Annotated in this window: 16 protein-coding genes; 9 read left to right on the forward strand and 7 right to left on the reverse strand. The window is 32.2% G+C overall.

Annotated elements, in window-relative coordinates; translation table 11 throughout:
• Window positions 1–35: 35 nt before the first annotated feature.
• From B2U95_RS10945 to B2U95_RS10965, 5 genes are all read left to right on the forward strand, one after another.
• Window positions 36–1,247: a TIGR03435 family protein gene (locus B2U95_RS10945; RefSeq protein ID WP_296316279.1), complete on the forward strand. Its 1,212-nt coding sequence runs from the start codon at window positions 36–38 to the stop codon at window positions 1,245–1,247.
• A gap of 349 nt (window positions 1,248–1,596) precedes the next feature.
• Window positions 1,597–1,860 carry a DUF3098 domain-containing protein gene (locus tag B2U95_RS10950; RefSeq protein ID WP_296316282.1) on the forward strand — a complete coding sequence of 88 codons (264 nt, stop codon included), beginning with the start codon at window positions 1,597–1,599 and terminating at the stop codon, window positions 1,858–1,860.
• A 55-nt stretch (window positions 1,861–1,915) separates the two neighbouring features.
• Window positions 1,916–2,719 carry an undecaprenyl-diphosphate phosphatase gene (locus B2U95_RS10955; protein ID WP_296316285.1) on the forward strand — a complete coding sequence of 268 codons (804 nt, stop codon included), beginning with the start codon at window positions 1,916–1,918 and terminating at the stop codon, window positions 2,717–2,719.
• A gap of 20 nt (window positions 2,720–2,739) precedes the next feature.
• Complete coding sequence (gene truB / locus B2U95_RS10960) at window positions 2,740–3,435, forward strand: tRNA pseudouridine(55) synthase TruB (protein ID WP_296316287.1); 696 nt, start codon at window positions 2,740–2,742, stop codon at window positions 3,433–3,435.
• 83 nt (window positions 3,436–3,518) lie between these two features.
• Window positions 3,519–4,259 carry a TonB family protein gene (locus B2U95_RS10965; RefSeq protein ID WP_296316289.1) on the forward strand — a complete coding sequence of 247 codons (741 nt, stop codon included), beginning with the start codon at window positions 3,519–3,521 and terminating at the stop codon, window positions 4,257–4,259.
• A gap of 44 nt (window positions 4,260–4,303) precedes the next feature.
• On the opposite strand, the gene B2U95_RS10970 is transcribed toward B2U95_RS10965, so the two are convergent.
• Entirely contained in the window at window positions 4,304–4,921 is a 618-nt protein-coding gene (locus B2U95_RS10970; RefSeq protein ID WP_296316290.1) for a thioredoxin family protein, read from the reverse strand.
• 80 nt (window positions 4,922–5,001) lie between these two features.
• Here B2U95_RS10970 and B2U95_RS10975 point away from each other — a divergent pair, with 80 nt between their 5' ends.
• Window positions 5,002–5,565: a DNA-3-methyladenine glycosylase I gene (locus tag B2U95_RS10975; RefSeq protein ID WP_296316292.1), complete on the forward strand. Its 564-nt coding sequence runs from the start codon at window positions 5,002–5,004 to the stop codon at window positions 5,563–5,565.
• Between the two features lie 38 nt (window positions 5,566–5,603).
• On the opposite strand, the gene aat is transcribed toward B2U95_RS10975, so the two are convergent.
• The 3 genes from aat to B2U95_RS10990 all read right to left on the reverse strand — a co-directional run bounded on the left by aat (window position 5,604) and on the right by B2U95_RS10990 (window position 7,805).
• Entirely contained in the window at window positions 5,604–6,227 is a 624-nt protein-coding gene (gene aat, locus B2U95_RS10980; protein ID WP_296316294.1) for a leucyl/phenylalanyl-tRNA--protein transferase, read from the reverse strand.
• A 289-nt stretch (window positions 6,228–6,516) separates the two neighbouring features.
• Window positions 6,517–6,894 carry a DUF3127 domain-containing protein gene (locus B2U95_RS10985; protein ID WP_296316298.1) on the reverse strand — a complete coding sequence of 126 codons (378 nt, stop codon included), beginning with the start codon at window positions 6,892–6,894 and terminating at the stop codon, window positions 6,517–6,519.
• A 41-nt stretch (window positions 6,895–6,935) separates the two neighbouring features.
• Window positions 6,936–7,805 carry a flavin reductase family protein gene (locus B2U95_RS10990; protein ID WP_296316302.1) on the reverse strand — a complete coding sequence of 290 codons (870 nt, stop codon included), beginning with the start codon at window positions 7,803–7,805 and terminating at the stop codon, window positions 6,936–6,938.
• A 118-nt stretch (window positions 7,806–7,923) separates the two neighbouring features.
• Here B2U95_RS10990 and B2U95_RS10995 point away from each other — a divergent pair, with 118 nt between their 5' ends.
• A complete protein-coding gene (locus B2U95_RS10995) occupies window positions 7,924–9,078 on the forward strand; it encodes a sensor histidine kinase (protein ID WP_296316305.1) in 1,155 nt (384 codons plus the stop codon).
• A 9-nt stretch (window positions 9,079–9,087) separates the two neighbouring features.
• Window positions 9,088–9,444 (forward strand): hypothetical protein, encoded by a 357-nt coding sequence (locus B2U95_RS11000; protein ID WP_296316307.1) that lies wholly within the window; start codon window positions 9,088–9,090, stop codon window positions 9,442–9,444.
• On the opposite strand, the gene B2U95_RS11005 is transcribed toward B2U95_RS11000, so the two are convergent.
• The gene (locus B2U95_RS11005) at window positions 9,441–9,833 is read right to left on the reverse strand and encodes an HIT family protein (RefSeq protein ID WP_296316310.1); all 393 of its coding nucleotides are present in this window, start codon (window positions 9,831–9,833) and stop codon (window positions 9,441–9,443) included. The genes B2U95_RS11000 and B2U95_RS11005 overlap by 4 nt on opposite strands.
• A 101-nt stretch (window positions 9,834–9,934) precedes the next feature.
• On the reverse strand, window positions 9,935–10,408 hold the full coding sequence (greA, locus tag B2U95_RS11010; protein ID WP_296316312.1) for a transcription elongation factor GreA: 474 nt from the start codon (window positions 10,406–10,408) through the stop codon (window positions 9,935–9,937).
• A 193-nt stretch (window positions 10,409–10,601) separates the two neighbouring features.
• Here greA and B2U95_RS11015 point away from each other — a divergent pair, with 193 nt between their 5' ends.
• A complete protein-coding gene (locus B2U95_RS11015; RefSeq protein WP_296316315.1) occupies window positions 10,602–11,039 on the forward strand; it encodes a hypothetical protein in 438 nt (145 codons plus the stop codon).
• On the opposite strand, the gene B2U95_RS11020 is transcribed toward B2U95_RS11015, so the two are convergent.
• Window positions 11,036–11,728, reverse strand: coding sequence for a TonB-dependent receptor domain-containing protein (locus tag B2U95_RS11020; RefSeq protein ID WP_296316318.1), 693 nt, complete (start codon window positions 11,726–11,728; stop codon window positions 11,036–11,038). The two genes, B2U95_RS11015 and B2U95_RS11020, sit on opposite strands and share 4 nt — an antisense overlap.
• Window positions 11,729–11,929: the final 201 nt, after the last annotated feature.

Consider the following 11,929-nt stretch of genomic DNA (forward strand, 5'->3'; position numbering starts at 1 on the left):
CAATTCTTTTTACGTTTTAAGCTGAAACCAACTTAATGAAAAATATAATTCTGTTTTTAGCTGTAATACTTTGCCTTTTTTCTTGTGAAGATAGCGTTGATATTACCATAGCTGAAATTGGCAAATCTGCACCAGACTATACATTTACAAATATTCTTAATAGTGATTCTACGGCAATTGCATTAAAAGATTTTAAAGGTAAAACTGTTATTTTAGAATTTTGGGCGACTTGGTGTGGCCCTTGTATTCCGGCTATGAAAAAACTAGACAGCCTTCAAACTAAATTTAAAGATGACTTAGAAATAATTACTGTTTCGCATGAAGACAATCCTAGATTAGAACGCTTTATTAAAACAACAGGCTCAAAACTAAGGATCGTATCTGATTCAACACACAACAGTTTTTTTAAGTATAAAGTCATACCGCATTCGATTATAATTGATAAAGAAGGAATTGTTCGTGCTATAACAAGTCCAGAGAATATCACCTCAGATGTTATTAAAACCTTGATTACTGATAATACTATAGGCTTACCTTTAAAAGATGATTTCTATATTGACCCTACTTTAAAAGTTGAAACTATAGCAACAGTTGAAAATCCGGATTACAGGATTATTTTAAAAGGTTACAATCAGGAAAAAAGAGGTAGCTCAAGATTACTCTCAACTATTGACGGTACTATTAACGGCATTGAAATGTCAAATAGCACCATACCAAGGTTATACCAAACGTTGTTTGATGTATCATCACCAGTAAGAATGGTCTATTCAGATGGTTTGTCGGAAGATGATTTTCCGTATGATGATGAGAATAAATACAATTTCATTATTGAAGCATCAAAAGCTTATGAAGATAAATGGCGAGCCACTGCAATTGCCTTTCTTAATGATCAATTCTTTGTTAATGGAAGAATGTCTGCGATTATTAAAAACACCTTTGTTTTAACTAAAATTAATGACACGTTAAAACCATCAACAGCGGAAAAAACCGAATATATGTTTATGGGACCTATCCTTAAAACTAAAAAAATAAAGATGAGTAGATTGGTCGCCTATTTAGAGAACTTTTTACCAGAGCCTGTGATTGACCAAACTAATTTAGAGGCTGAGTACGATATTTCTTTAGAATGGCAATCTGAAGACCCTAAAACACTACATACCGAATTAGCCAAGTATGGTCTAAAATTAGAACGTTCTGACCAACCCTTGCCAGTGGAAGTTATGGAAATATTCAATAAAAAAGGCTAACATAAAAAAACAGTTTCGTATTCCATAATCATTGGGTCTTCTTTAGTACTAATTGTGTTTTTAGTGTTTAAATCTTGCGTTCTACACAATCCAAAACTAGACGTATGTAAAGTTGTAATCATTAAAATTAGAGAAGGCTCTACTTTCGATATTCAATTTAGAGGATACAATGAAGTCACCTACTACATCAATAGAGGTTTAAAACAAGGCTTAAATTTAGATACTCTTAACGTTTTAGTTTAAATAAAACCGTTACTTTGCATCTACCAAAGTTAACTTTTGGTGCTTCAACTCATATTGCGCAACTCGCAATTGAAGACCAAATTATATTTACAGAATTTAAAAACTAATGGGAGAGAAAAAACGCAAAGAAGCAACTGAAGCCGAATTTATTTTTGGCAAGAAAAACTACAAATGGTTATTTATTGGTTTAGCATTTATAGTTATAGGCTTTATTTTAATGTCTGGAGGCGGAAGTGATGATCCCAACGTTTTTGATGAATCTATATTTCATTGGAGACGTATTCGTTTAGCACCAACCTTAGTATTAATTGGTTTTGGTATGCAGGTTTATGCTATCCTTTTAAACCCAAATAAAGATTCCAAAAAGTAAGTCTCTTTTTACTTACTTTTGCGCGTGTCATAACCCAAATTGATACTTTTACTTCATGGAAATCATAGATGCCATAATATTAGGAATCATTCAAGGACTGACTGAGTTTTTACCAGTTTCTTCAAGTGGCCATTTAGAATTAGGAAAGACTATTCTTGGTAGTAATTCTATTCCTGAAGAAAGTCTACTATTTACAGTTGTACTTCACTTTGCGACAGCTTTAAGCACCATTGTAATTTTCAGAAAAGATATTGTTGAAATTATAGCAGGACTCTTTAAAGGTATTACCACCTTAAGTTGGACTGAAGAATCTAAGTTTTCAATGAAGATTTTAGTTTCTATGATACCTGCTGTAATTATTGGCTATAGGTACGAAAGTGATTTTGAAAAATTATTTGGTAATAATATATTTTTGGTTGGTTGCATGCTACTCGTAACTGCTGTACTATTAATTTTTGCCGATAGAGCTAAAAAAACGCATAGAAAAGTATCACTCAAAGATTCATTTATAATCGGTATTGCGCAAGGTATTGCAATGCTACCTGGTATTTCACGTTCTGGTGCTACGATATCTATATCAGTTCTATTAGGTATAGATAAAACCAAGGCTGCACGCTTTTCGTTTTTAATGGTAATACCTTTAATTTTTGGTAAAATAGCTAAAGATATTTTAGAAGGACAGATTGATTATAACAACAGTAGTTTCACGTATTTAGGTGCTGGTTTTATTGCTGCATTTATTTCAGGGTTATTTGCTTGTACATGGATGATTTCTATTGTTAAGAAAAGTAAACTGACGTATTTTGCTATCTACTGCGTCATCGTTGGAATCACTGCTATAATTTGGTCACTTCTATAACTATCACTTATTTTTGAACTATGACAAGTGAAGAAGATTTTAAAAACGGACAGGTTTTACTTATAGACAAACCACTAACCTGGACCTCTTTTCAGGCCGTAAATAAATTGCGTTGGGCGATTCGCCAAGCCTATTCTATTAAGAAAATAAAAGTTGGCCATGCAGGTACGTTAGATCCATTAGCTACAGGCTTATTGGTGATATGTACTGGTAAAATGACAAAACAGATTCATATCTTTCAAGGACAAGAGAAAGAATACACTGGCACTTTTGTTCTGGGTAGTACAACACCTTCTTTTGATTTAGAAACAGAAATAGACCAAACTTTTGAGACCAGTCATATTACTGCAGAACAGATTCATAAAACAACACATCAATTTATAGGTAAGATTGAACAGTTTCCACCAGTTTTTTCAGCTATTAAAAAAGATGGTAAGCGCTTGTATGAATTTGCACGAGCAGGTGAAGCTGTTGAAATTAAATCGCGACAAGTAGAAATTACTGAATTTGAAATTACAGAAATCAATAATCTAGAACTAAAATTTAGAGCTGTTTGTAGCAAAGGAACTTATATAAGATCATTAGCGCACGACTTCGGAAAAGCATTAAACTCTGGTGCACATTTATCTGAATTACGAAGAACCAGAATCGGTGAATTTACAGTAGAAAATGCATTAACACCTGAAGCTTTTATAGAAGGACTTCCCTCAAAATAAGACTTTAACAACGGTTTAAGATTGCGATTTAAACTATTTCATAGTTATATTCGTATATCAAATAACAAAAATTATCTATTTTTTTGAACCTAATTGATAAATATAAAGCTTTAATAATCACTTTTCTTTTAATAGGCATTGTGGTTTTTGGCATGTTTAGTATTCAACTAAAACAGCATCAAGATTTAATAACAGAAAGTTATTATGAGTTAGAGCCTGAAATAGAAAAAACAGAGGAAGAACTGAAACAGCAAATTGAAGATTTAAAAGGTGCCTCTACTAATAAAGCGTTTAACGAAGACCAAGAGTACAAAGAGATGATGCGTAACTTTAAAACAGTAAGCGCTAACGATTTTGAACGGACAACTAAAGCAATAGAAGAGTCTAGAGTCGCAGAAGACATAACCGAAGAAACTAGTCTTAATAAATCTTATGCAAACAGTAATGCTTATGCGCTTAACTCTAAAGAAACAGAATCTTATAATAAATTACAAGAAGATTTAAAGAAACGATTAGATAATAAAGAGCACGCTGATGAACACGCAAAGAGCAGAAGCACATTAACGTATTCATTAAAAGGAAGAACACTTCTCAATTACAAAATACCGAGATACCTTTGTGAGAGTGGTGGAAAAATTGTGGTGACCATTAGAGTTAATAGTAATGGTACAGTTACAGAAGCTAGTATAAATGGGTCTTCAAACTCAAATAATCAATGTCTTATTGACAGTGCTATTGCTTACTCTAAAGCTGTTCGGTTTAATAACTCCGCAAAAAAAGATCAGTTAGGAACAATTACGTTTTTGTTTAAGGGTAAAAATTAAGGCTAATCGTTTTGACTCTATTTTTTAACCTCAATTTTTACTAATCATTTTAGTAATTGCACTAAATCTTCTAACGTAGATTGGCCTTTATCTTTATTATACCAATGTTGTAAATCTTCTTTAAACTCTGGCGTTATCGTTCCATGTTCTGTCTTATAATCATTGACCATTTTAGTAGCTGCATTTGGTCTAGGTCCAAAGGTATTCACAACTTTTTTGGTCTCTTCATCAATCATTATTAACTTCGGTATAGATTTACCTCCATTAGTAAGAAACTGACTCATTAATTCATCATTTTCATCTCTAAGTACAATTTTATAGTTAATATTAGGAGTTAACTCAGCTACTTTATTAATTACTGGCATTATATGCGCAGCATCACCACACCAACTTTCTGTAATGACTAACAACGTTACTTTTTTATCAAATTTTTTAATTTCGTTTTTTAAAGTTTCTGAAATCTTAACCGTTTTATCCCAACGTTTCATACGTCTGTCATTAAGCATCGTATAATTAGCCATTGCTTCTGTTTTTTCATTACCTGTGGTAGATTCATTTTTTACCAAATTAGAGACCAAAGCACGGTAATCGGTATAAGAGGTTCCTTTTTTAAGACTTTTTGAAATTATAATGTTTATCATATTTGTATCTAAAACTTCCATAGTGTAAATTTAACCTTGTATTGCTATTTTTTCTGCAACAGTTGTTACATTAGTTGTTGAAATTTAAAAAACTTACACTAATGACAAAACACAGATGCAACTGGTGTGTTGGCGACTCGTTATATGAAGCTTACCACGATGAGGAATGGGGTGTTCCGATTTATGATGATGCTACGCTCTTTGAATTTCTAATATTAGAAACTTTTCAGGCTGGCTTGAGCTGGATAACCATTTTACGAAAACGCGAAAACTTCAGAAAAGCCTTTAATAATCTCGATTACAAGAAAATTGCAACATATAAGCAATCTAAAATTGATGCACTATTACAAGATGCAGGCATTATTAGAAACAAGTTAAAAATAAACGCAACAATAACCAATGCACAGGCTTTTATGAAAATTCAAGATGAGTTTGGGTCATTTTCGACATATGTATGGAATTTTGTTGACGGAAAACCCATGAAAAATAAAGTTGAAAACTATAAAGAAGCACCAGCAAACACAGCACTTAGCGAAGCATTAAGCAAAGATTTAAAGAAGCGTGGTTTTAAATTTGTGGGCTCTACTGTTGTCTATGCATATATGCAAGCTACAGGAATGGTTAATGACCACGAGAGGTCTTGCTTTAGATATAACGAGGTGTAACCATTAAATAATTAAAATGATTTTATAATATCTATGGCTTAGAGGTATTTTAAAAAATCTAATCTCGAAATGTGTTTACCACCTAAACTCTCAAGATGATTGGTGTGTAATTGACAATCAATAATTTTGTAGTCTGAATTTTGAATCATTGAAATAAAACCAACTTTACTCGCATTGCTCACTTTTGCAAACATACTTTCACCACAAAACATATTATTACCTAAATCAATTCCGTACAATCCTCCTACTAATTCTTTATTAAGCCATACTTCTACAGACTTGGCATAACCTAACTCATGTAGTTTAATGTAAGACTCAACCATATCATTAGTGATCCAAGTTCCTAGCTGATCTTGGCGTTTCGCATGTGCACAATTTTCTATAACTGCTTTAAAATTTTTATTTATAGTTACCGAAAATGTAGATTTCTTCAAAATTTTATTCATACTCTTAGACACTTTTAAATCTTCAGGAAAAAGTACAAAACGAGGATCTGGAGACCACCAAAGCAAAGGCTCATTGTCATCAAACCAAGGAAAAATACCACTAGCGTAAGCATAGAGTATGCGCTCTGGCGATAAGTCTCCACCAACCGCAAGTAAGCCTTCTGCAGATGCCTCAGAAACATCTGGAAACTGAATTTTTTGAGTTAAGAAATGCATTAGTTTAGACTATTATAATAATATTTTTAACATTTTTGGTGTTAAATAAGGCTCTAGGCTTTGATAGTAAGAGATTTTTATTGATATTTGGCTTGACCTTTATGAAATAAATTTGTTCATCATTGCTTTTTTTAAGTTTGTTAGTAGAGGTCAAACCTAAAACCACAATACTAAGTCTCGACTAACCATCGAGACTTTTTTTATTTTAAAGACTTGTTTCTAAACCAAAAGAGACTTGTTTCTTTATTAAAAAAACAAGTCTCTATATCTATTCACTTTAACGCTTAGTTTAGAACGGTAAATCGTCGTGATCATCCTCTTTTAAATCACTAACAGGTTCAAAAGCTTCTGTTGGCGGTACTGGTGGCATATCTCCGCTTGCAGCTTCAGCTTGTAAAGCTTCAATTCTCCAGCCTTGTATTGTATTAAAATGTTTTACTTCACCTTGTGGACTAGTCCATTCTCTTCCGCGTAAATTAATACTTATTTTAACCTGTTGACCAACTTTATAGCTGTTTAATAAATCAGTTTTATCCTGAACAAACTGAACTGAAATATGTTGTGGATACTGCTCCTCTGTAGTTACTACAATGTCTCTTTTTTTGAAACCGCCACTACCAACAGTTTCCGTTTCTCCTACCATTTTAATACGTCCTTGTACTTCCATTTTTGCTTAATCTATAATTATTAAATACTTATGTTTTGAGACTACGAAAGTAATAACTTCCATGCACTTTCTACGTCTCCATAGCTCAAATAATTTCGAGCTATTTTATGTTTTTCTCTGTGTGATGCTGTTTTTATATTAGGATAGCGTTCGCTTACATCTTCTATAAACTGTTTTACATCTGTTTCATTTGGTAATGCTTCAACATTAGCTAGCATACCTAGATTATTCCCTGTCAAAATCATACTATTTCTAACGTGGTCTGGCATAGAGTCTACACCAATACCCATAGTTTTTAAAGGTTTAGGTATTTCAAAAAAGCCTTTTTTTGCTCTACTATAATAACTACCACCAGCTCTAGCAACTAAATCTAGTGCTTCTTGGTTTATAGTGTCATCTTCGTTCATTACTTCATCTGCAATATGAAGTTTTACCACTTCGCAAATCACTAAATTTCCTGCTCCACCTTCTGTACCTAAATGTATTATTTCATTGACTTTGCACTCTAACTGTATCGGTGATTCCGCAACTCTAAATGGTTTTACCTTATCTGAGGGCAACATCGTTAAACCTGCTTTTTCAAACTCATTAACACCTTCTGGGTACTCTGTACTTGTTAAAGACATCTGCTGTACAATATCATAATTAACAACGTTGATAACTACTTCCTTTACTGCCTCAACATTATCTAATGTATGTTTAATTGTGTTATCCCTAACACGTCTCGCAGGCGAGAAAATTAATATTGGCGGATTAGCACTAAACACATTAAAGAAACTAAATGGCGATAAATTAGGGTTTCCATCTGCATCAATAGTACTGGCAAAGGCAATAGGCCTAGGTGCTACAGCAGTTAATAAATAACCATGTAATTTACCTGTAGAAAGCTCTTTTGGATCTAATGAAACCATGTAGTCAACTGATTTTCAACAAATATAATTATATTAGGTTTCTAGAGAAACTATTTTGCATTCATATTGATACAATATTATTAACAGATTTGTATTATATTTAAAACCAAACTAGCTAATGACATTGAGTTCTAACCGAAATATAATCCGCTGGATTATTATTATTTCTTCATTTATAATTATTTCACTTATCCTTTGGAACACTTATATGTTTTTTCAAAATTTTAAGGCTGAGGAGCGAAATAAAATGCAGAATTGGTCCTTTGCACAAAAAGAGGCCAGCACCACTGGCAATCTTAGTGAAAGTGTAAGTAATCTTCCGTTGCAAATACTATCTAGTAACAAGACCACACCAATGATTAGTATTGATTATGATGGTATCTTAGATTATAGAAATATTGATGAAGAGAAAGCTAAAGACTCGCTCTATCTTATTAAATTAGTTCAGAAATTTGAAAAAGAGAATAATCCTATTAAAATTAAATATAAAAATAAGGTTTTAACTACGATCTATTATGGGAATTCTCCGCTCATCAACAAATTAAAATATTATCCATTAGCACTTTTATTAATTATACTGCTCTTTTCTGCAGTTGTTTATTTGTTCTACAAAAGTTCGAAGAATGCAGATCAAAATAAACTCTGGACAGGGATGGCAAAAGAGACAGCACACCAGATTGGCACTCCATTATCATCCTTAATTGGCTGGACAGAAATTTTGAAAACAGAACATGTAAATCCGTATTATATAATTGAAATTGAAAAAGATATAGATCGTTTACAAACCATTACTGAGCGTTTTAGTAAAATAGGGTCTAAACCTACTTTAACAAAAAGTGATATTATTGAAGAAACCAAAAACTCATATCACTATTTAAAAGCAAGGTCTTCTAAGCTTATAAATTTTAAAATTTCCTCACCACAAACAGCTGTTTTTGTTAATTTAAATCCGCAATTATACAGTTGGACTATAGAAAATCTAGTTAAGAATGCTATTGATGCTATGAAAGGCAAAGGTGATTTAAGCCTTAAAATTTCTCAAACAGAAAAACAAATACTTATTAATATTTCTGATACTGGAAAAGGGATTTCTAAAAATCGATTCAGCACCATTTTTGAGCCAGGTTTTACAACAAAAAAACGAGGTTGGGGACTTGGCCTTTCTCTCGCTAAACGAATTATTGAAGATTACCACGATGGAAAAATTAAAGTTCTTAATTCTGAAATAGGAAAAGGCACTACCATACAAATAAGTTTGAAAATAGTCTCATAAATTTAAATTATGGAAACCCAAAAAAGTTTTATCTTAAAAGAAACTAGCCTAAGTAATAATTGCCCTGAATGTTTCTCTAATAGTGGTTTAACACTAATATTTAAACAGAAAATAATTGACAACTTATTATACACTTCTAATAGCAAAGAAACTATGTGTAACATGAATTGTAAAAACTGTAACACAGAAATTTTACCTATTCGTTGGACAGATGATATTGAACGGGTTATTGCCTATCAAAAGCTCTCCCTAATACTAAAACCAAAAACACTTAAGCTTAAACCACTAGCATGGGTAATTATTGCACTAGATTTAATTATTTTGATTACAATTATTGTAGTCATCACTAGTATAACGTCTTCTTAGTTAAACGCCTTGCTAATAGTTTTAGCAATAACTTTAAACTCTTCTGTTTCTAACTTTTCTTTGTGTGTAAAACGGGCATCTTCCATAGTATGCAATGGTATTAAATGCACATGCACATGTGGCACTTCTAAGCCAATTACTGACATTCCAATACGCTCACATGGCACCGATTTTTCTATAGCTAAAGCAACACGTCTAGAAAATTTCATTAAACCTAAATAGCTCTTTTCATCTAAATCAAAAATTTTGTTTACTTCTTTCTTAGGAACACAAAGCGTATGGCCTTTAGAGTTTGGATTAACATCTAAAAAAGCAAGAAAATCTTCAGTTTCGGCTACTTTATAAGAAGGAATTTCATCATTAATTATTTTTGTAAAGAGTGTAGCCATAATTCAAGGGAAATATTATTGTTATAAATATAAAAAGATTCCTGCAAAGAGGAATCTTTTTATACTATATATATGATATTACTGCTTTCGCAAGAATTTACTTATCTAGAAATTTCTAAAATATCAAACTTCATTGTACCACTCGGTACTTGAATTTCTGCTGTATCGCCAACAGATTTCCCTAACAAACCTTTGCCAATAGGAGAATTTACAGAAATCTTACCAGTAGCTATATCTGCCTCACTTTCTGCAACTAATGTATAGGTCATTTCCATACCGTTTATATGGTTCTTTATTTTTACAATAGAAAGCGCTAAAACTTTAGACGTATCTAATTGAGACTCATCAATGACACGTGCACCAGCTAAAGTTTCTTCCATCTTAGAAATTTTCATCTCTAACATACCTTGTGCCTCTTTGGCTGCATCATACTCAGCATTTTCACTCAAATCTCCTTTATCTCTTGCCTCACCTATAGCTTGTGACGCTTTGGGACGCTCAATATCTTTGAGTTGATTAAGTTCATCTCTTAATTTTTTTAAGCCTTCTGCAGTATAATAAGATACGTTACTCATAATTAATTCGTTTTATTAGATGAACTGATTTATATTTTTTCGCAAATACAAAAAGTATAACTGTGTTCAATTAAAAGGTGCTGAACTGTATTCAGCATAAAAAAAATCTCGCGTCAACGAGATTACTATGCAAATATATAAAATATTTACAGCATAGCTTAAATAATTGTAAATTGGCATTCAAATTTTAATGATGAAAAAACTCTTTTTAGTCCTAATTTCTGTTTTACTTTTTGGTTGTAATAAAACTGAAATAAATAATAATTGTATTTTTTTATTAGATATAAATTTTACGACTACAATTAACCTAAACTTACCTCAATTTAATCAACTCCTATTTCCTTCAAATGCAGTTAGAATAGAAGGTTTTGGAAATGAAGGCATAATATTATATAGACTAAACTCAGCGACTTTGCTTGCATGGGATGGTGCAGATCCAAATCACATCCCTTCCGCTTGCTCAGAACTTACTGTTGAATCTGGAAGCATTATAGCTACTTGCGGATGCGAGGACGGTAACGCATACAATTTGGCTACAGGTACTTTTTCTGGAGATAACCCACTACTCTGTACGCTAAAACCATACAGAGTAGAAGCTATCGGTAATAATAATTTTTTAATTAGTAATTAAAAATTCAATGTTACACCAACTAAAAAATTGGTAGTTGCTTGCGGATAAAAGCCTGAGAAAAATCCGGTGCCAACTCCTGTTGGACTCGTATTATCCTCAAAATCGAAGGATCCAAAAAACCCGTTAGCTACATATTTTTCGTTTAAGATATTATTTATAAGTCCTGTAAGCACTATAGATTTAAAAACTCCTTTTGTTTCTATGGTATATATGATATTAAAATCATTTACGAAAAAGCTATCTAACTTGGATTCAGCATTTTCAGTATTACTCATAAACTGCTCACCTACAAATTTACTTAACAAAGACATTTGAAGGTTTTTAATAGGCTGATAAACTATAGCGTTTGCAGCAACCATATTTGGTGAAAATGCAATATCAGTAGCACCTAGATTTACTAATTCTCCATTTAGCGAAACTACTGTTTCTCTGTTTCTATTCGCGCTAAGTGCTAAATTTGGTTGTAAGGTTATCTGAGGTATTATTGGAATTACAGCTTCTAATTCTAAACCTAAACGGTAACTTTCTCCACTATTGTTTCTAATGGGTGCACCAACATCGTTAATCTGTCCTGTTAATACCAATTGCTCGTTATACATCATTAAATATCCATTGGCGTTGAAGCTAAAGTTTCCTTTTTTATGACGCCATCCCAATTCAAAATCATTNNTCTCTATTTGCTCTAGCATAAGAAAAATAGAGATCATTGTTGGTATTAAATTCGTAAGTAATTCCGGCTTTTGGGTTGAAGAAAGTATAGTTTTCATCTACAGTAAATGTTGCTAAATTTGAAGCAATACCAGAAGTTTCGTAATTAACGTTTCTAACTTGTAAATCACCATATAACTGTATTTTATCATTTAACAAATAGTTCGCTTTTGAAAAGAGTG

The organism is Winogradskyella sp. UBA3174, assembly GCF_002364335.1.
Lineage (GTDB): Bacteria > Bacteroidota > Bacteroidia > Flavobacteriales > Flavobacteriaceae > Winogradskyella.